Origin of the sequence: Gordonia rhizosphera NBRC 16068 (assembly GCF_000298195.1) — a bacterium.
Lineage (GTDB): Bacteria > Actinomycetota > Actinomycetes > Mycobacteriales > Mycobacteriaceae > Gordonia > Gordonia rhizosphera.
Map to the genome: position 1 here is coordinate 13,965 of NZ_BAHC01000206.1, position 18,018 is coordinate 31,982.

18 protein-coding genes are annotated in these 18,018 nt (G+C 66.0%); 12 read left to right on the forward strand and 6 right to left on the reverse strand.

Annotated features, from left to right (window positions below; all coding sequences use genetic code 11):
* Positions 1-2: 2 nt before the first annotated feature.
* Together GORHZ_RS24860 and GORHZ_RS24865 are read left to right on the forward strand one after the other, a co-directional pair.
* On the forward strand, positions 3-224 hold the full coding sequence (locus GORHZ_RS24860; RefSeq protein ID WP_006338025.1) for an MbtH family protein: 222 nt from the start codon (positions 3-5) through the stop codon (positions 222-224).
* A gap of 276 nt (positions 225-500) precedes the next feature.
* Positions 501-809, forward strand: coding sequence for a hypothetical protein (locus tag GORHZ_RS24865; protein ID WP_245551507.1), 309 nt, complete (start codon positions 501-503; stop codon positions 807-809).
* A gap of 160 nt (positions 810-969) precedes the next feature.
* Here GORHZ_RS24865 and GORHZ_RS24870 read toward each other — a convergent pair whose 3' ends face one another.
* Positions 970-1,518, reverse strand: coding sequence for an MTB12 C-terminal domain-containing protein (locus GORHZ_RS24870; RefSeq protein WP_006338028.1), 549 nt, complete (start codon positions 1,516-1,518; stop codon positions 970-972).
* Between the two features lie 132 nt (positions 1,519-1,650).
* On the opposite strand from GORHZ_RS24870, the gene GORHZ_RS24875 reads away from it, so the two are divergent.
* Both GORHZ_RS24875 and GORHZ_RS24880 read left to right on the forward strand, forming a co-directional pair.
* Positions 1,651-2,760, forward strand: a complete 1,110-nt coding sequence (locus tag GORHZ_RS24875) for an LLM class flavin-dependent oxidoreductase (protein WP_006338029.1) — start codon at positions 1,651-1,653, stop codon at positions 2,758-2,760.
* Positions 2,757-3,434 carry a CE1759 family FMN reductase gene (locus tag GORHZ_RS24880; protein ID WP_006338030.1) on the forward strand — a complete coding sequence of 226 codons (678 nt, stop codon included), beginning with the start codon at positions 2,757-2,759 and terminating at the stop codon, positions 3,432-3,434. The genes GORHZ_RS24875 and GORHZ_RS24880 overlap by 4 nt, the downstream gene beginning before the upstream one ends.
* A gap of 9 nt (positions 3,435-3,443) precedes the next feature.
* Here GORHZ_RS24880 and GORHZ_RS24885 read toward each other — a convergent pair whose 3' ends face one another.
* Positions 3,444-4,457, reverse strand: a complete 1,014-nt coding sequence (locus tag GORHZ_RS24885; RefSeq protein ID WP_006338031.1) for a pirin family protein — start codon at positions 4,455-4,457, stop codon at positions 3,444-3,446.
* Positions 4,458-4,498: 41 nt separating this feature from the next.
* Positions 4,499-5,266, reverse strand: a complete 768-nt coding sequence (locus GORHZ_RS24890) for an acetoacetate decarboxylase family protein (RefSeq protein ID WP_006338032.1) — start codon at positions 5,264-5,266, stop codon at positions 4,499-4,501.
* A 531-nt stretch (positions 5,267-5,797) separates the two neighbouring features.
* Between GORHZ_RS24890 and GORHZ_RS31830 the strand changes: the two genes are divergently transcribed.
* Positions 5,798-6,136 (forward strand): response regulator transcription factor, encoded by a 339-nt coding sequence (locus tag GORHZ_RS31830; protein WP_373279632.1) that lies wholly within the window; start codon positions 5,798-5,800, stop codon positions 6,134-6,136.
* 24 nt (positions 6,137-6,160) lie between these two features.
* On the opposite strand, the gene GORHZ_RS24900 is transcribed toward GORHZ_RS31830, so the two are convergent.
* On the reverse strand, positions 6,161-7,132 hold the full coding sequence (locus GORHZ_RS24900) for an alpha/beta hydrolase (protein WP_006338050.1): 972 nt from the start codon (positions 7,130-7,132) through the stop codon (positions 6,161-6,163).
* 345 nt (positions 7,133-7,477) lie between these two features.
* Here GORHZ_RS24900 and rplN point away from each other — a divergent pair, with 345 nt between their 5' ends.
* Genes rplN through GORHZ_RS24920 form a run of 4 tightly spaced genes read left to right on the forward strand, consistent with a single transcriptional unit; the run spans position 7,478 to position 8,932 of the window.
* Positions 7,478-7,846, forward strand: coding sequence for a 50S ribosomal protein L14 (gene rplN / locus GORHZ_RS24905; protein WP_006338051.1), 369 nt, complete (start codon positions 7,478-7,480; stop codon positions 7,844-7,846).
* A gap of 1 nt (position 7,847) precedes the next feature.
* Positions 7,848-8,165, forward strand: a complete 318-nt coding sequence (rplX, locus tag GORHZ_RS24910) for a 50S ribosomal protein L24 (RefSeq protein ID WP_006338052.1) — start codon at positions 7,848-7,850, stop codon at positions 8,163-8,165.
* Between the two features lies 1 nt (position 8,166).
* Positions 8,167-8,745, forward strand: coding sequence for a 50S ribosomal protein L5 (gene rplE, locus GORHZ_RS24915; protein ID WP_006338053.1), 579 nt, complete (start codon positions 8,167-8,169; stop codon positions 8,743-8,745).
* A gap of 1 nt (position 8,746) precedes the next feature.
* On the forward strand, positions 8,747-8,932 hold the full coding sequence (locus GORHZ_RS24920) for a type Z 30S ribosomal protein S14 (RefSeq protein WP_006338055.1): 186 nt from the start codon (positions 8,747-8,749) through the stop codon (positions 8,930-8,932).
* Between the two features lie 232 nt (positions 8,933-9,164).
* Here GORHZ_RS24920 and GORHZ_RS24925 read toward each other — a convergent pair whose 3' ends face one another.
* Together GORHZ_RS24925 and GORHZ_RS24930 are read right to left on the reverse strand one after the other, a co-directional pair.
* The gene (locus GORHZ_RS24925; RefSeq protein WP_006338056.1) at positions 9,165-9,758 is read right to left on the reverse strand and encodes a DUF4262 domain-containing protein; all 594 of its coding nucleotides are present in this window, start codon (positions 9,756-9,758) and stop codon (positions 9,165-9,167) included.
* A 122-nt stretch (positions 9,759-9,880) separates the two neighbouring features.
* Positions 9,881-11,233 carry a S1 family peptidase gene (locus GORHZ_RS24930; RefSeq protein WP_006338057.1) on the reverse strand — a complete coding sequence of 451 codons (1,353 nt, stop codon included), beginning with the start codon at positions 11,231-11,233 and terminating at the stop codon, positions 9,881-9,883.
* A gap of 420 nt (positions 11,234-11,653) precedes the next feature.
* Here GORHZ_RS24930 and GORHZ_RS24935 point away from each other — a divergent pair, with 420 nt between their 5' ends.
* From GORHZ_RS24935 to GORHZ_RS24945, 3 genes are read left to right on the forward strand one after another with little or no spacing between them, the layout of a single operon-like run.
* Complete coding sequence (locus tag GORHZ_RS24935) at positions 11,654-13,630, forward strand: hypothetical protein (RefSeq protein ID WP_006338058.1); 1,977 nt, start codon at positions 11,654-11,656, stop codon at positions 13,628-13,630.
* Positions 13,609-15,069 carry an ATP-binding protein gene (locus GORHZ_RS24940; RefSeq protein WP_245551508.1) on the forward strand — a complete coding sequence of 487 codons (1,461 nt, stop codon included), beginning with the start codon at positions 13,609-13,611 and terminating at the stop codon, positions 15,067-15,069. The genes GORHZ_RS24935 and GORHZ_RS24940 overlap by 22 nt, the downstream gene beginning before the upstream one ends.
* Positions 15,066-17,996 (forward strand): Z1 domain-containing protein, encoded by a 2,931-nt coding sequence (locus GORHZ_RS24945; protein ID WP_006338060.1) that lies wholly within the window; start codon positions 15,066-15,068, stop codon positions 17,994-17,996. The genes GORHZ_RS24940 and GORHZ_RS24945 overlap by 4 nt, the downstream gene beginning before the upstream one ends.
* Positions 17,997-18,018: the final 22 nt, after the last annotated feature.

Here is an 18,018-nt window from a genome sequence, read left to right on the forward strand (position 1 = left end):
CCATGACCAACCCCTTCGACGACGAGGCCGGGCGTTTCTACGTCCTGGTGAACGACGAGAACCAGCACTCGCTGTGGCCGACCTTCGCCGACATCCCGGCGGGCTGGACCACCGTGTTCGGTGAGGACAGCCGGGCGGCGTGCCTGGAGTACGTCGAGAAGAACTGGACGGATCTGCGGCCCAAGAGCCTGATCGATGCCATGGCTGAGGACCGGGCACGCTGAGCCGGGTTCAGCGGGCGATGAAGTCGCGGTGACGTGACGTGGCGATAACACTTGCACATCAGCCATATCCACAACTTCAACCCCATTGGTCACACAAGTAACATGGAACCTGGGCGGCGAATTCTCGGTGTTGCTGAGTATTCGCCATGTGAATGACGGCTGCGGTTTCCAAAAGTCCATTAGCAAGGCAAGCTATATGTAGGGACCCGAGCCGTACCGAGCAGGGAGGCAAGGTGGCAGGGTCGTTGATGAGATTTCGGGGGAATGGCTGTGATGATGGCTGAGTTGTTGGAGGACATCCGGAGGCGGGCAGAAGCGACGCCCCGTCTGGTTGCGGTGCGCCTGGGCGAGGAGGTCGTCAGCTACGGCGCGCTGCACGAGAGCATCACATCGTATGAGGCGGTGATGGACCGCCACGGGATGTCGCAGGAGGCCGCATTCCATGCCGGACTCATGCACTGCGTGCCGGCGCTCACGCAGATCGAAGGTGTCGCCGAACGCAACCGCGTGACGTCCGAGATCGTCGCCTGGCTCGGCCGTGGCATCGACGGCGGCGAAGGCCGCCACCTCCGCGCCGTCAGCTGAGGCGTCGGGACCGCTCCGTCGCAGGGCCGCCTTCGTGGCTCGCTGCTCCGTTCGCGCCTCGGGGGACAGCAGATGTCTCGAGCGCATCGTCGAAACGACTCTCGCCGCATCCGAATCGGACGCGGCGAGAGTTCTTCGTATCGGGGGATAGACCGCCGGATCAGTTGCCGTACTGGCTGGTCATCGACGAGAGCTGGGTGACCGCGTCGCCGCTGAGCTTCCAATTCCCGTCGACCTTGACGTAGGCCAGGGTGGTGTCGGTCGGCTGCGCGGCGTTGGGGACCTGGATCGACACGGAGGCGTTGGCCTGGTTGTCGCCGTCGGCGCTCACGTTGGTGACCGTGTAGGACTCCGGGGTGAGGCCGGCCGCGCTGGACGCCTGCACGTACGCCTCCATCGCCGGTTTGGTGGCCGGATTGCTGACGTCGACGACGTTGTCGAGTTCGTCCGACGTCGTGTCGGGGTTGACCGCGGTCCGCAGGATGTTCTGTGCGTCCTGGCTGTCGAGTCCGAGGAGCGCATCCCGTGCCGCGCTCTTCGCCGCACTGGTCGCCTCGTCGAGAGCCGCCGAGGCCCGGTCGACCGCGCTGCCGACCGCGCTGCTCACCGCGTCACTCGCGGTCTGCTGTGCCTCCTCTGAACATCCGGCTGCGACGAGTACCGTCGTCGAGGCGAGCACCGCTGCGGCCAGTGACTTGCGAACCTTCATGTCGACTCCATCAGTACGGGTTGGGCGTTGAGCTCACCCTAGCCCACAGGCGTCGTCACTTTACCCGGGAATTAATCGGACCGCGGTCCGCTTGCAGTGGATGAACCTTCCGACCACTTCAGGAGGCACGACATGCAGTTCGGACTCTTCAGCGTCAGCGACATCACCGTCGATCCCACCACGGGTGTCGAGCCGACCGAGCGCGAGCGGATCAAGGCGATCGTCGAGATCGCGAAAAAGGCCGAGGACATCGGACTCGACGTCTTCGCACTCGGTGAGCACCACAACCGTCCGTTCTTCTCGTCCTCGCCGACGACGACGCTGGCCTACATCGCCGCGCAAACCAAGCGCCTGCAGCTCTCCACGGCGACGACGCTGATCACCACGAACGACCCGGTGAAGATCGCCGAGGACTTTGCGATGCTGCAGCATCTGGCCGACGGGCGTGTCGACCTGATGCTCGGGCGCGGCAACACCGGCCCCGTCTACCCCTGGTTCGGGCAGGACATCCGGCAGGGTATCCCGCTGGCCATCGAGAACTACCACCTGTTGCACCGGTTGTGGACCGAGGACGTCGTCGACTGGGAGGGCAAGTTCCGTACCCCGCTGACCTCGTTCACCTCGACGCCGCGCCCGCTCGACGACGTCGCACCGTTCGTGTGGCACGGCTCGATTCGCAGTCCCGAGATCGCCGAGCAGGCGGCCTACTACGGAGACGGGTTCTTCGCCAACAACATCTTCTGGCCCAAGGAGCACTTCCAGCGCTTGATCGGTTTCTACCGCGAACGCTACGAGCACTACGGGCACGGCAAGGCGCACCAGGCGATCGTCGGCCTCGGCGGCCAGTTCTTCATCCGGCGTAACTCGCAGGACGCGATCCGGGAGTTCCGGCCCTATTTCGTCAACGCGCCCGTGTATGGGCACGGTCCGACCCTGGAGGACTTCATGCGGGACACGCCCCTTACGGTGGGCAGCCCGCAGGAGTTCGTCGAGAAGACCCTGACGTTCCGTGAGTCGTTCGGGGACTATCAGCGTCAGCTGTTCCTCGTCGACCACGCAGGCCTCCCACTCAAGACCGTGCTCGAGCAACTCGACCTGCTCGGCGAGGTCCTGCCCGACCTGCGCGCCGGGTTCGCTGCCGGCCGTCCGGCCGATGTCCCGGATGCCCCGACGCACGCGTCGCTGGTCGCCGCCCGCGACGCCGTCCGATCCGGTGCGCAGACCGAGGCGGTGAACTCGTGAGCGCCGCAGCGCTGTCCCTGGTCGCTGTCAATGCGGGGCTCGGCGAGCCGTCGTCGACGCGGCTGCTCGTCGACCGTCTGGTCGACGCGGTCACCGGCGAACTCGCGGACTCGCCGATCACGGTCGACGTCACCATCGTCGATCTGCGCGATCTCGTCGTCGACATCGGTCGCTCGCTGGCGTCGGGTTTCGCCGTCGGGGCGGTTCGGGAGGCCGTCGAATCGGTTCAGGCCGCGGACAGCCTGATCGCCGCGACCCCCGTGTTCAACGCCTCCTACAGCGGTCTGTTCAAGTCGTTCTTCGACCTCGTCGACGTCGACCGGATGGAGGGTAAGCCCGTGCTGATCGCGGCGACCGGTGGCAGTCCACGCCATTCGATGGTGCTCGATCACGCGATGCGGCCGCTGTTCTCCTATCTGCGCGCGGTCGTCGTGCCCACCGTGGTGTACGCCGCGGCCGAGGATTGGGCGGGGACCTCGGGGGACACCGCGCTTCTGTCCGAACGGGTGCGTCGTGCGGCGCGTGAGCTGGTGACGGCACTGCGCGTGGGTTCTGCGCCGGCGCCCGCAGAGGTGACTCGTGCCGTCACGGCGCCGCGGTCGGATGCGCGGGACACTGCGGCCGAGGCGGCCGGGATCGCCAACTTCGCGCGGCTGCTCGGCGAGAGCGCCTGACGCGGATCCTCACGCCTCGCCGGGGACGTTGTGTCGCGGCCGTAACCGACTGTTCGGGAGGGCGGGGGCGGGTAGGTGCTGGATCTCGCCCCGGTAGCCCTGCACCTGCCCGAATCGGTCACTGTGCTCACTCCACTCTCGGCGGAACGCGGCGATGTCGTCGTGGGTCCGGCCCACGAAGTTCCACCACATGATGATCTGCTCGTCGAGCGGGGCGCCGCCGAGAAGCAGTACGCGCGACCGCTCGTCGGATTCGTTGCGCAGGCCGATCGTGGTCGCACCGAGCCCGATGTAGCCGAGCTCGGTGCGCTGCAATGCCTCGGCGGCCGAGTTGACCACCCGGACCGGTCCGGCGTCGACCAGGACGCCGTGTTCGTGGTCGGGGTTCACCGGGAGCTCGACGCCTGCGCTCGGCTCGAAGGAAAGCTCCGCTCCGACCAGCGGGGTGAAGGTGTGCACCGGCGATCGGCTCCCGAGCAGTTCACCGAGAAAGACCCGGATCGAGACGCCGTCACGTTCGAGCACCGACGGAACGTGGTGGGCGAAGTCGCGGTCGGCGTCGGCGGCCGCGGCGGGCAGCGCCACCCAGAGCTGCACGCCGTGCAGCACCGTCGTCTGTGGCGTGGACACCTCGGTATGGGCGATGCCGTGCCCGGCGGTCATCAGATTCATCTCACCGGGCCGGACCATCGCGTGATTGCCTATGGTGTCACGGTGTTCGATCTCCCCGGAGAACAACCAACTCACGGTCTGCAGCCCGGTGTGCGGATGCGGGGGCACGTCCATCCCGCCGGTGAGCGAGACGTCGTCGGGTCCGTAGTGGTCGGCGAAACACCACGCGCCGATCAGTGACCGTTGACGTTGGGGCAGCGTGCGGTGCACGGTCATCGCCCGCGGACCACCCAGTGGCACGTCGCGCGCGGTCAGCCGCTCCACCGTGATCATCCGCCCGGCGTCGCCGGTTGCCCGGTGAACGATTGAGTGGCAATCGATTTCGGCGGGATGGACCTCCAGGTTGCTCATCGGTGCACCACCACTCCCAGGGTCGGCTGTGTTTCCCGAGTCTAGACCGGTGGGTCAGGCTCGGTGGATGCGACGACGGTCGCGTCGCCGAAGGACATCGTCACCGTGCCGACCGACGACGACATCCACGCATGCCGGCCCAGTCGTAACGACCGCAACTCGTCGGCGATCGGGTGGGTGCCGAGTACGAGGGTGGCCCCGCCGATGCGGGTGCGGGTGTTGTTGGTCGACGTGAGTCGCCACGGTGTCGTCCGCAGCACCCCGTCGAGTCGGGAGTACGCGGTCAGCACCGTGTCGGTGGCGGTGTCGGGCACACCGATGCCGGGCCGGACGGTGAGGTCGACGACGAGTTGTCCGTCCGCCGTCAGCCGGCCATGTTTGGTGGGGGAGTCGTGGTCGACCTCGAACTCGGCGAGGGTCTTGGGGAATCCCCAGATGCGGCGACCTGCCGCCAGCGTGAACTCGCCGTCGACGGGCAGTCGGTGGATGAGGGCCCGAGCGTCGCCGCCGACGAGGGACCGCAGTGCCGCGCGCCGCGAGGGCGGTGGGTGTGACGGGTCCTCGACCAGAAAGCAGACCCCGAACTCGTTGTACGGTCCGAGGTCACCGTCGACGTAGTCGACGAAGACCAGCATGCACATGGTGCGGTTCTTCCGGACGGCCAGGGGGCGTACCCCGTCTCCGATGACCCGCCCGACCTCGGCGCGATCGGCGGTGAAACCCGCGACGAAGCAACGCGCGTGCTGGATCTCCACCGGCATGGTGACCGTGGTGCCGAGTACTTGATGCGTGGAGGCCGTGTCCGCCATCGATACCCCTCACTCCGAACCGGGGTCCGGGTAGAACGTGTTCTCGTTTCCCAGGGTTCATGGTGCCAGGTGTGACCGCCGTGTGGAACCTGTGGGGGAGTGCTGTCGACGACGGGTGTTCGGGCGATCCGATCCGTCGCCGACATCGGCCCGGGTGTTCGAATCGCAGATCTCTCCGGAGGTCTGCGCGGCACGGTACGGATCGGCGCCCCACGTCCGTGGAGGCGGCCCTGAGGGGCGCGATACATCGCGCAGCCCGAGCGATGAGGCGATTGTCACATCTGGTATCAATGTCGAAGAATTTGGCCGAAATGCCAGGTCGGCCAGCTCGCTTGTCGCCCACAGTGGTCAATTTTGCCGTAATTGCCGGATTCGTCGAGGTCTTGTCCACGATGGACAACCGTCGATGTGCGAAGCTGTACTCTATTCGCGTCGCGGTATCGGAGCGTCGCAGGTTGTGAAGTCTTGTTGCAGAGCGAGGGATGACAGGTGACCGCGAGTCCACGAATGCCGATTCACTTGGCGCAGCCGATGGGCACGCAGGGATGCCGAGAAGCCGTCGCAGAGTCCGTCACATCGCCGGGGCCGCGGGTGACCCATATGTCGGATTATCGCGAATCTGACGCGCAGGCGGCGCGGTATCGGCGTCCCGACCTCTCCTTGCGCGAGATCGAGGTGCTGCTTGCCTGGCTGGCGGCGGAGTCGAAAGAAGAGGCGGCGTCGAAGCTGTTCATCTCGGCGTCGACGGTGAGTACCCATCTGGCCCGCATCCGTGCGAAGTATTCGGGGGTCGGCCGCGATGCGCCGACGAAGACCCACCTGCTGGCGCGCGCGCTGCAGGACGGCTACACGAGCCTTGACTCCTGGTGACGTCGGTCTGACATCACCCACGCGTCACGAGCGCAGATCGCGAGCGATCGACGGCCACGTGTTGTGCAGGTCGTCCTGCCAGTAGCCCCACGAATGGGTGCCGGCCGGACGGATCGTCACCGTGGCCGGGATACCGAGATGTGCCAGGCGGGTGGTCATCTGCCGTGTGCACTGGTCGATGGCGACCTCGATCATCCCGCCGAGCACCACCTGATTGGACAGAGTCCAGACGTTTCCGCCGGTACTGGGGTCCGTGAGAGTCTCGTGCGCGCCCGGCAGGCCGGTGCCGGAGGTCATGTAGATCTTGGTGCCGCGCAGCTTCGCGGCGTTGAGGTACGGGTCGTTCGCACGCCAGCCGGGACCGTTGAGCGGGCCCCACATGTTCTCCATGTCGGCGCCGCCGCGGTCCTCGACGACGAAGCGGATGTATTGCTGGCCGGACGGGTTGCTGGTGCGCGCGCAACCGCTGAACGCCGCGACCGATCGATAGAGCTTGGGGGCGGCGATGGCGAGGTTGAGCACCGACGTGCCGGCCATCGAGATGCCGGCGATCGCGTTGACCTTCGTGGTGCGGTAATGCGCATCGATGAGCGGCGGCAGTTCCTTGGTGAGGAAGGTCTGCCACTTGTTGCGGCCGAGCGCCGGATCGTCGCGGACCCAGTCGGTGTAGTAGGAGAACGCGCCTCCGATCGGCGTCACCACGTACACGTTCTTGTCTGAGAAGTATTTCTTGTAGTCCGACCGGGCGTCCCAGGTCGCGGAGTCCTCGCCGCCGCCAGCGCCGTTGAGCAGGTAGAGCACGGGACTCGGTTTCGTGGCGTTCTTCGGGGTGAGCACGGTGACCGGAATGGTCCGGTTCATCGACGCCGAGTACACGATGAGGGTGTCCTGCTGGGGGTCGTCGTCGTAGACGGTGGTGATCGCAGAGGCCGGGGCCGCCGACGCGGACCCGCCGACCCCGGCGGTGAACGCCACGACGGTCGCCACGAGCGCCATGACCACCGCGATCACGACCCGATTGTGTCTCCCCGCTGCGACACTCATACTGATGCCCCCGTCTGCTCCGGCGCCCTACGTGGCTGCCCAGTCTAGGGGATCCCCCGGTCCGCCCGGGTCGGTCATCCGGCCGACAAGGCCACGGATTTGGTTGCGACCTGCGGTTTCGCCTACACTTGTGGGGTTGCCTGCGGCGCGAGAGTGCCGCGAATCGGCTCGCGAACCCACTGGGATGGCCCGCTCGCGCGGAAAACCCCAGGCAGGCGCGTGCCCGATGGTGACAGACCGTGTGCGTCGGGTCGGAAATCCGGCGGACATCAACATCCAGGTCAAGGAGATTGACGAGTGATTCAGCAGGAGTCTCGCCTGCGGGTTGCCGACAACACCGGAGCAAAGGAAATCCTCTGCATCCGCGTGCTCGGCGGTTCCTCGCGGCGCTACGCCGGCATTGGCGATGTCATCGTCGCCACTGTCAAGGACGCCATCCCCGGTGGCAATGTCAAGAAGGGTGAGGTCGTCAAGGCCGTCGTCGTGCGCACCTCCAAGGAGCGCCGCCGTCCGGACGGCAGCTACATCCGATTCGACGAGAACGCCGCCGTCATCCTCAAGGGTGAGAGCGATCCCCGCGGTACCCGCATCTTCGGCCCGGTCGGCCGTGAGCTGCGTGAGAAGAAGTTCATGAAGATCGTGTCGCTGGCACCGGAGGTGATCTGACATGAAGGTGCACAAGGGTGACACCGTGATCGTCATCTCGGGCAAGGACAAGGGCGCCAAGGGCAAGGTCATCCAGGCCTTCCCGAAGGAGCAGCGGGTCCTCGTCGAGGGCGTCAACCGCATCAAGAAGCACACCGCTGCCTCGGCGAACGAGCGTGGCGCATCCTCCGGCGGCATCGTGACCCAGGAGGCCCCCATCCACGTGTCGAACGTGATGGTCGTGGACTCCGACGGTACCCCCACCCGCGTCGGCTACCGCGTGGATGAGGAGACCGGCAAGAAGGTCCGGATTTCCCGCAAGAACGGGAAGGACATCTGAAATGACCACCAGTGAAAAGGTTCAGCCCCGGCTGAAGACCCGCTACCGCGCCGAGATCAAGGACGCGCTGAACAGCGAATTCAACTACGACAACGTCATGCAGATCCCCGGCGTGGTCAAGGTCGTCGTCAACATGGGTGTCGGTGACGCCGCCCGCGACGCCAAGCTGATCAACGGTGCGGTCGCCGACCTCGCGCTGATCACCGGCCAGAAGCCGGAAATCCGTCGCGCCCGCAAGTCCATCGCGCAGTTCAAGCTGCGTGAGGGCATGCCGATCGGTGCCCGCGTCACCCTGCGTGGCGACCGGATGTGGGAGTTCCTGGACCGTCTCGTGTCCATCGCACTCCCGCGTATCCGCGACTTCCGTGGACTCTCGGATCGCCAGTTCGACGGCAACGGCAACTACACCTTCGGTCTGAACGAGCAGTCGATGTTCCACGAGATCAACATCGACAAGATCGACCGGCCGCGGGGTATGGACATCACCGTCGTCACCTCGGCCACCACCGACGACGAGGGCCGCGCGCTGCTGCGTCAGCTCGGCTTCCCGTTCAAAGACAACTCCGTGAAGGAGAACTGACATGGCAAAGAAGGCTCTGGTCAACAAGGCCAACAAGAAGCCCAAGTTCGCCGTGCGGGGCTACACCCGGTGCAACAAGTGCGGTCGTCCGCATTCGGTGTTCCGGAAGTTCGGCCTGTGCCGTGTGTGCCTGCGCGAGATGGCGCACGCCGGCGAGCTGCCGGGCGTGCAGAAGTCCAGCTGGTGAGCTGACGCCCTGTCGCTGGTCGAGTAACCCGAAGCGCTAGCGAACGGTGTATCGAGACCACCAGGGTACAAGTCACAGACAACGGCCCCACCTCTTCGAGTGAGAGGTGGGGCCGTCGTGCGTGCACTCCCGTTCGTGCGTTCGCTCCCCGCAGACGGAGCGGGAATCGTCTCTGGGCGTCGATTCTCGCTACGTTTGCATTTACGTTGCCTAACAACGGCCCCCGCGGTGGTCAGCACCGCCGCCGGGCGGCCCGTCGTTGGGCGCGGTTGGGTGCCGGGGATCTGATGACTCGCGGCTCAGTGGTGCGAGCCCCGGTATCCGAGGTCCCCTTGATCTCTTGTGCAGCCGGAGGCAGCGAGTAGTCCGTGTCCCAGGGAAAGCGGCCGGAATCGTCGGGCCACACGACCTGGAGGGCCGGCGCATCGGGGAAGAGTTCGTTGGTGATGAGCAGATCGGACTTGTCGATCATCTCGATGACCCGGACGCCGACGTCGAGCGACTGCAGCGACACGACCACGCGTCCGTCGACGACGCGGCGCCAGTCCTGTCGGTGGAACAGCGACCCCAGCTCGTTCAGAACGGCGCAACTCGTCCGGGCGTCGAGCCCGTAGACCGCCAATTCAGGAATGACGTGCAGCCCCATCCCCGTGGTGTAGGCGAACGAGCAGCCCGGCGATGTGCACTGCGATGATCCACAGACGCATACGCCGCTGACCGCGGTGACCGCCCAGCCCTTTGAGCGGATGGTGCTGATCGTCGACCGTACGACGGGATCCGGATGCCAGCGGCGGAGACCTCGGTGGGCAGCGGTGTGGTCCGACATGTTCGCTCCTTTGTTCGAGTGATGTCGTCCAGTTCACCACTCGGGTCCGACAGGAGGTCGGGCCTGGCACACGCCGACGAGCCCCAGACGTGGCGAGAAACGTCCGGGGGCGCCGATTCTCGCTACGTCGTCGGCGGGGGTGGGGGTGGGGAGGGCTGCCCAGGCGGGAACTGCTGGGGGTTGGGCGGCATCGTCGTGGCCGGTCCGGTGGTCGGCTGTTGCGGGTACGGGGCCGGGGCCGGTCCCGGATATTGAGTCGGCGTGGGGTATTGAGCGGTTGCCGGGCCCGAACCCTGGGCAGGGCCTCCCGCATATTGGCCGGGTGCAGCACCCGGATACTGGCCGGGCGCGGGACCCGGATAAGAGCCGGGAGCGGGTCCGGGATACGGGCCTGGTGCGTAGCCTTGCGGTGCCGGTTGTGGGCCCTTCTTCCCACGCCTGGACAACAGGATTCCGCCGACGACGAGGACGATCAGGACGGCACCGGCCGCGATGGCGATCCACACCCAAACGGGGGGCGAGTTGCCCTCCGGTGCGGCCCAGACGGGTTGCAGGTCCACACCGGACTGAGTGAGGAAGGTCGCGAGCGCCTCCCCGCTGGTGATGAAGTTGAAGTTCTGCGGGGCCTGGTCGTTCCCGGTCAGTGTGTACGAGTTCACACCCACGACGTTGCCCTGCTCGTCGACGGTGGGCCCGCCGCTCATTCCCGGTGAGAGGTCGGCGTTCACCTCGGTGCCGGCCACCCCGTCCGGTGTGACCTGATTCGACGAGACGGTGCCCGACTTGAACGACGGTTGCTGGATTCGCGACTGGTCGGTGGTGGCGCCCACGTTCGCGGGGAACCCGACCGACGTGACGTCCTGGCCCTCCTCGAGTGCGGTGGAGGACACCGGCAGTGCCTTCAAGGTCGGCATGCCGTTGAGCTTGAGCAGGGCGTTGTCGCCGCCGGAGAACTTCTGATTGGCCACCACCTGAACCGTGGTCCAACTGTCGATGACCCGACCGTCCTGGGGAGCCTGGATGACCTCGACGTGGACATCCGGGGCCGCGCCGGTCTCCTTGCCCTCGACGGGCCACTGATTCGCGTTGGCTACCTGCAGGTTGGCGGCGAGGTCCGCGGCCGGATCTTCGAGGGCCCCGGTCAAGAACTGTTGCCGGAAGAGTGATTTGACCTCCTCGGATGTGGAGTCCACGCAGTGCGCCGCGGTCGCGATGTAGCCCGAGGGGTCGACCACGAATCCGGTACAGGTCGAATCGACCTCCACCTTGTCCGACCATCGTGCCGGCGTCCCGGATGTGGTCGGCGGGTACTTCACGTATCCGGTCATCACGATGCCCAGTTGCACGAGGGCCGGTTTCACCCGCGAGGTGAGGACTTCGTGGGTGTCCGGGGCGGCATGCGCGGCACCCTGACCCATGAGTGCGGTGGCTGCGACGACGCCGGCGACAAGCGCCAGACATCCTGTCCTCTTCATCTTGTGTCTCCTACTGCCATGGAGGCTCGAAGGCCACGGTGCCGGTGAGTCGCCTGGTGATCGCCCATGCAACGACGACCACCAGACAAGGCGGTCAATCGTCGGTGCAGTATGTCGAAATTTACCGCTTTCCGGCGACGCTGTCCGCCCAACTTTGCTGATTCATTCAGTGGTGATAAGCGACTGTTGCTTTGTCTCGCTAAGGATTTGGCGGCCGTTCGCCACCGGGCCGCCACCGCTTCGGGCGCTGACGTGTCAGGCCCAGGCCCGAGGTCGTCAGGCCGTATCCCCGCAGCGTCGAGGCGGGTCGCCCGACATCGGCAGGTGGCAGAAAGCGAGTTCACATGTCGTCGGATAAGCTCCTCGACGGAGTGATCAGCAGGGTTGCAGTGACTGCACCAGAAAGAGCCGTTGCCGTAGATGTTCGCGTTTTCGCAGTGTGACGGCACTGACCTGCGTGAAGAGACCTGGGTCGAGCTGTTCCCGTGGCTCGACACATACGAATCGGCGGCGGCCGCCCGACTCGAAGCGTTGGTTCCCGAGGTAGCGGATTGGTGGATCTCGGATTCGCCGCGTGACACCCGCACCGATGTGTCGATGGATTCACTTGTCGCGTCGTTGGGCCAACTCGTCGCCCGGAATCATCGCTCGGTGCTGTTCGGTGAGATCGCCCCGACGCTGGATACGGGGATCGGACTCGCCGCGCTCCACCTTCCCCCACGTGCCGAGACGGTGGTCCGTCGACTCGGCACCCGCGACTTCGTGAAAACCCTGATGTCGGCCAATGTGGAGACGCTCTTCACTCTGCGCGGCACGAGCCTCGAGACGGTGCAGCAGATAGCTGCGGGAATCGTGGCCGCGTCGATCCTGGCCGATCCGGAGCAGGGCACGGCGCCCGACCAGGAGGGCGACAACCCCGCGGTCACCCAGCTCGTCGACGATCTCCGGTTCCTCGCCCGGTGGCGCAGGCTCCGCGACCGGCTCGATGCACCCCTGATCGAGGTCGAGATCGAGGACGATGCACCGGAAGGGGTGCAAGACGCGGCCTCACGCGTTTCGGCGGTGACTGCGCGTGACCTCGACATCCTCGTCGAGGCCAATCCCATCGACGAGATCGAGAATCTCGTCGAACAACTCGATGAACGCGAGTGCATTGTCCTGCGCGATCGCCTCATGGCGGCCGACCCCGTGACGATGGGGGAGTTGAGCGCCCGACTGCATGTGACCAAGAGCCGCGCCGGCACACTGGTCGCCGCAGTGAAGGAGAGATTCGCGACGGCATGTGGGTTCGACACCGCGGCGGGTGGTCTGCTGGCGAGCATCCGCACCGAGATCGCACCGGTCACACCGCTGGTCAGGCTCCTCACGCTGCATCCGATTCTCGATCGGGCGGTGCCCTCGTTGGGCGTTCCGCTGTGGCTGGTACTCGACCGACTCGACGACTTCTTCGAGGTCAGCGAGGGCTGGGCGGCCGCGCCCGATGTGCACGCCGCCAAGGGGCGAACCATCGTGATGCTCGAGCAGTTCGAATCGGACAACGGCGCCGTCGCACTGTCGACGGTCGCCCGATCGCTCAACCTCGCGCCCGATGAGGCCGGGGCCTGGATCGAGTTCTGTGAGATCCCCATCGTCGACGGTCACGCCCTGCTCATGACCAGACGGCCGGAGGACCACATCGCCGGCATCCTGGACGCCGCATCCCGGTCGCTGACCACCGACGAGGTCATGGACCACCTGGACACCTATCGATCCCGTGGATCCGTGGAACGGATTCTGAACGACGACGACCGGGTCACTCGTGACGAATCGGGACGCTGGCGGCTGCGTGACGACGTCCCGGGCGCGCTCGGCGAGCAGCGCAGGTTCAAAGATGTCCGACAGACCCGACGCCTCTATCGGATCGACGACACCTGGTGCTTCCGGATCTCGGTGGCGGCCGATCATCTCCGGGGCGCGAGCCTGGCCGTGCCGGCCGGTGTGGCGACGGCTTTCGGATGCCGGCCCGGAACGGTCCACGAGCTCCCCAGCCCGCTCGGCCCGCAGACGTTGCGGTGGACAGCCGCAAGCCCGACATCGGGAACCATCCGGCGCTTCCTCACCGAACTCGACAGCCGGCCGGGAGACGTGGTGATCCTGACGTGCTCCGAACGCGAGGGTTTCGGGGTGCGGCGAGCGGCCGCAGTGTCCGACACCGACGATCCGCTCCGACGCGCACTCGCCCTTGTCGGCCATCCGGCCCCCACCGACGTCGCCGAGGACCGTCTCGCGACCGTTCTCGCCCAGGTAGCCGGGCTGCCACCCGAGACGAAACCTCGCCGCATCCTCAGCGCCTATCAATCCCGCGACGATGCGGTGGCCCGCCTCTTGGAGGAGAAATGGGTGGTGGCGTCCCGATGAACCGCGAGGCGTCCCGGGTCGCCCGTGCGCTCGGTCTGCACCACACGTTGCCGACCGCCGTCGCCGACCTCGTCGACAACAGCGTCGATGCGCAGGCCCGGCACATCCTGATCCGATTTCTCCAGGCAGGCCGCCGTGTCACCGGGTTGCGGGTGATCGACGACGGACGGGGCATGGACGGTCAGACGATCGACGCGGCCATGCGGTATGGGGCCACGCGCGGCTACGGCACCGACGAACAGGGCCACTTCGGCGTCGGCATGAAAGCGGCGTCGATCAGCCAGGCCGACACTCTCACCGTCTACTCGCGGGCGCCCGGCTGCGTCACTCACGGTCGGCGGCTCACGGTTTCCGACCGCGACGACGTCCCGCGACTCGAGGCGATCGACGACGACGACGCGCAAGCCGCGATGGACGTGGCCCACCCGCGATTCCCATTCGACACCGGGACCATCGTCGAGTGGCGGGGCATCCGGACCTTCCCGACCTCCGCCGACCCCGATGATCAGGCCGCGTGGCTGGAAGGGGCGATCGGAGACCTTCGGGACTGGTTGGGACTGGTGTTTCATCGGTTGATCACGCGGGGGATCTCCATCACCGTCGACGTCTTCGACGATGTCGAGCGGCGCGCCGGCGCGTCCCGATCGGTGCGTGCGATCGATCCGTTCGGCTACCGGCGGTCGGGCGACCCGGACTACCCGCGTGAGCTCTCCGTGCGGCTCGCCGACCCGACGACGATGGCCGCGCACATCTGGCCCGCGCGCACCGCGGTGCCCGAATACAAGCTCGGCGGAATGCCGGGTCGCGACTCGCAAGGATTCTTCGTCTACCGCAACGACCGACTCCTGCACGCGGGTGGTTGGCTCGGCGTCGTCCGGCCCCGTCCCGAATGGGGCCTCGCGCGGGTTGCCGTGGAACTCGACTCAGCCACCGGCGACCATGTCGTGATCAACCCGGAGAAATCCGGCGTGACGATCGACGCAGCCCTCTCCGCCGCCTGGCGTGACGTGCTGAGCAGCGGTTACCTCGACGATGCCGAGGCGGCGGCACGGGCGGCCCGCAGGGTCCAACGGCGTCCCGTCACCGTCGTCGAGCCGGGCGCGGGACTCCCCGACGAGGTACTCGACGAGTTCGCGGATTGCTTCACCTTCGTGGACTCGGCCGATCCGGTTGAGATCGGTTGGCGGGTCCTGGCAGGTGACCGATTCTTCGAGGTGGATCTCGAGAACCGGTCGCTGTGGATCAATGCCCGATTTCGGCGGCGTCTCGGTGGTAGCAGGAAAGGTGGCAGCGATGTTCCACTGCTGCGCACCTTGCTCTTCCTGCTCTCCCAGGACATGTTCGACGCAACCAGACACAGTTCCAAGCAGGCCGAGCAATTGGATTCGTGGCAGCGGGTGCTGATCGCGGCGATGTCCGCGGAGGAGGTGGTGTCATGACCCAGACACTCATCGATGCGGTCGCACGCGAGTTCGTCGGAGACCATCCCCCCGCTCGCCTCCTCGGTGCGGTGACCGGACGTGTCGCCGATGCGGGCGGCGGACTCGTCGATATCGAGGTGATCGTCGATGTGATGGTCGACGAGCGCGTCCCGCCGGTTCACCGGGCCGTCCGGTCGGCGCTGACGCGATGGGATGCGGAGGGCGTGGCCGAGTGGGTGGACGGGACGCAACCACATTCGCTCGACCGGCGCGCGGTGATCTACACACGCTTGGGTATACCCGAACCCGCCTTCGCCGCGCTCAACGACAGGTATCCCGTCGCGACTGGACCCACCGTCGTTGCTGCGCAACAGCCGTGGGAGCCCTGGTACACGCCGGAACGCCGTGCGGCGCACGACTTCTATTGGTATGCCTACCGAGGGATCCTCGGCCGGAAGGGGTGGACGCAGGACACCGTCGACAAGCTCGACGTCGCCACCACCGAAGTCGTTCGGCGACTTGCCGATCCGACCCGAACCGAGTCGTACCAATCCAAAGGGCTCGTCGTCGGGTACGTCCAGAGCGGGAAGACGGCCAACTTCACCGGCGTGATCGCCAAGGCCGTCGACGCCGGGTACCGTCTCGTCATCGTCCTCACCGGGACGATCGAGCTCCTGCGCAGTCAGACGCAGCGGCGTCTGGACATGGAGCTCATCGGGATGCAGAACATCGACGAGACCGAGTACTGCAACGACGAGGACTGGCACAACGGAGCGTTCCTGAGCCACGTCATCGACCCCAATCACTCCAACGACGCCCCGGCCATCCGGCGTCTGACCGGTGTGGTCGACGACTACAAGGCGCTCGCAAAGGGCATCGGCACCCTGCACTATGAGTTCGTCGATCATGATCTGCCGCTGATCGATCCGGTCAACCTCTACTCCAGCAATGTCCGCGTCGCCGTGGTGAAGAAGAACTCTGCGGTGCTGAAGAAGCTGGTGTCCGATGTCCAGAAGATTCCCACGCCACTCGACCAGATTCCGGCGCTGATCATCGACGACGAGGCCGATCAGGCGTCGGTGAACACCCAGAACCCGAAGAACTTCGCCAACGGGCGGGTTGAACGGACCGCGATCAACGAACAGATCTCGTTGCTGCTAGGACTTCTGCCACGCAGTCAGTACATCGGCTACACGGCGACACCGTTCGCCAACGTGTTCGTGGACCCGGACGACTCGGTGAACATCTTCCCGAACGACTTCATCGTCAGCCTGGAACGTCCGGCGGACTATATGGGCGGTGCCGACTTTCACGATCGAGACGTCGATCTCGGTGTCGGCGTGGAGAAGACACCCGCGAACTCGAACGAGAGTGCATTCGTCCGGGATCTTGTCGCGCAGAGTGATGAAGACCGTGATGCGGAGCGACTGCGTGCACTCGACTCCTTTGTCCTCGCCGGGGCCGTCAAGCTGTTCCGACGTGACCGAGGTGTGCCGGGCGACTTCCGCCACCACACCATGCTGGTCCACGAATCGGTCAAACAGGCCGAGCACAAGGCACTCGCGACCGAGTTCGAAGCCCTGTGGAAGTCGGCCTCCTACAGCCAGCCATCCGGTCTCGTGCGGCTCGAAGAGCTGTGGAACAACGATTTTCGGGTCGTCTCCGAGCACCGTGCGCAACCAGGGGTACCGAGCCCGGAATCCTTCGCCGACCTCGAGACATTCATCGGCGCCGCGTGCGACAAGATCGGCGAGGGAGTGCGGCCGATCATCGTCGTCAACGGTGAGGCCGACAAGGACTATCTGCAGCAACCGCTCAACTTCCAGGAGCATCAGGTGTGGAAGATCCTGGTGGGCGGGACGAAGCTCAGCCGGGGGTTCACCGTCGAGGGGCTGACGACGACGTACTACACCCGTCGGACGGCGCAGGCGGACACGCTGATGCAGATGGGCAGATGGTTCGGTTTCCGGCCCGGGTATCGGGATCTGGTGCGACTGTTCATCGGGCGCGAGGTCCCGGGGCCGGCGGGCAGGATCGTCGACATGTATCGGGCGTTCGAGGCGATCGTCGACGACGAGGAGGACTTCCGCGAGGAACTCGATCGATTCAGCGGTATGAACGCGGCCGGTGAACCGATGGTGACACCCCGTGACGTTCCGCCGATGGTGTTCCAGCGGCTGCCATGGCTCCGGCCCACCGCTGCCAACAAGATGTACAACGCCGAGATGACCTACCGCAGCGTCGGCGGCCAGAGCTTCAGTTTCACCATGCAGGGGCCGCGTGACGACGGCTCGAACAACGTCACTCATTTCCGACTCGTTCGTCCTCTGCTCGACGCACTCGAGGAGACCGGAGAGTTCGCCTTCATCGACAAGGACGGACGATCCCGCATGTTCGAGGCGCGTTTCGGAACGGTTGCTGCGCATCTGGTTCTGGATGTCGTCGATCGGTTCGTGTGGGATGCCAACTGGGACTTCGGCCCGCACCGCGAGGCGTTTGCGCGGGCGATGGAGCGCGGCGCTCTCGACGACTTCGCGATCCTGGTCCCGGTACCGAAGAAGCGGCCACCGGTTCTCATCGGCGACTACCCGGTGCCGCTACCGCTGGTGAACCGCAAGCGTCAGCCGGTCGCCTATCGGACCGGTTTCACGGGAACCGCGGTCCGGGAGCGGGATGCGATCGAGCACATCGCCGGCAACCCGGACAAACTCGTCGGCGGTCCGCTGGCGCAGCAGCTGCGTAAACCCACACGCGGAGGAATGATCCTACTGTTCGCGAGCGACCCGTACGGGGCTCGTCAGTTCAAGGACCCGGGTCGGGGGAAGGTGAATCCGGTCGATGTCGCCACGCTCTTCTCCTACGCCCTACCGTTCGCGGCATACCCAAGCCCGGCCATCGGATTCACCGTCCGAAAGTCCGATGCGGGAGCCATCGTCGATGCGTAACAGCAAGAAAGTCAGGAGTATT

Bases quoted from the DNA above. Each gene is read 5' to 3' on its own strand.
- GORHZ_RS24860 (WP_006338025.1), top strand. From the start codon at position 3: ATGACCAACCCCTTCGACGACGAGGCCGGGCGTTTCTACGTCCTGGTG.
- GORHZ_RS24865 (WP_245551507.1), top strand. From the start codon at position 501: ATGGCTGAGTTGTTGGAGGACATCCGGAGGCGGGCAGAAGCGACGCCC.
- GORHZ_RS24870 (WP_006338028.1), bottom strand. From the start codon at position 1,518: ATGAAGGTTCGCAAGTCACTGGCCGCAGCGGTGCTCGCCTCGACGACG.
- GORHZ_RS24875 (WP_006338029.1), top strand. From the start codon at position 1,651: ATGCAGTTCGGACTCTTCAGCGTCAGCGACATCACCGTCGATCCCACC.
- GORHZ_RS24885 (WP_006338031.1), bottom strand. From the start codon at position 4,457: ATGAGCAACCTGGAGGTCCATCCCGCCGAAATCGATTGCCACTCAATC.
- GORHZ_RS24890 (WP_006338032.1), bottom strand. From the start codon at position 5,266: ATGGCGGACACGGCCTCCACGCATCAAGTACTCGGCACCACGGTCACC.
- GORHZ_RS31830 (WP_373279632.1), top strand. From the start codon at position 5,798: ATGGGCACGCAGGGATGCCGAGAAGCCGTCGCAGAGTCCGTCACATCG.
- GORHZ_RS24900 (WP_006338050.1), bottom strand. From the start codon at position 7,132: ATGGCGCTCGTGGCGACCGTCGTGGCGTTCACCGCCGGGGTCGGCGGG.
- rplX (WP_006338052.1), top strand. From the start codon at position 7,848: ATGAAGGTGCACAAGGGTGACACCGTGATCGTCATCTCGGGCAAGGAC.
- rplE (WP_006338053.1), top strand. From the start codon at position 8,167: ATGACCACCAGTGAAAAGGTTCAGCCCCGGCTGAAGACCCGCTACCGC.
- GORHZ_RS24920 (WP_006338055.1), top strand. From the start codon at position 8,747: ATGGCAAAGAAGGCTCTGGTCAACAAGGCCAACAAGAAGCCCAAGTTC.
- GORHZ_RS24925 (WP_006338056.1), bottom strand. From the start codon at position 9,758: ATGTCGGACCACACCGCTGCCCACCGAGGTCTCCGCCGCTGGCATCCG.
- GORHZ_RS24930 (WP_006338057.1), bottom strand. From the start codon at position 11,233: ATGAAGAGGACAGGATGTCTGGCGCTTGTCGCCGGCGTCGTCGCAGCC.
- GORHZ_RS24935 (WP_006338058.1), top strand. From the start codon at position 11,654: ATGTTCGCGTTTTCGCAGTGTGACGGCACTGACCTGCGTGAAGAGACC.
- GORHZ_RS24940 (WP_245551508.1), top strand. From the start codon at position 13,609: ATGGGTGGTGGCGTCCCGATGAACCGCGAGGCGTCCCGGGTCGCCCGT.
- GORHZ_RS24945 (WP_006338060.1), top strand. From the start codon at position 15,066: ATGACCCAGACACTCATCGATGCGGTCGCACGCGAGTTCGTCGGAGAC.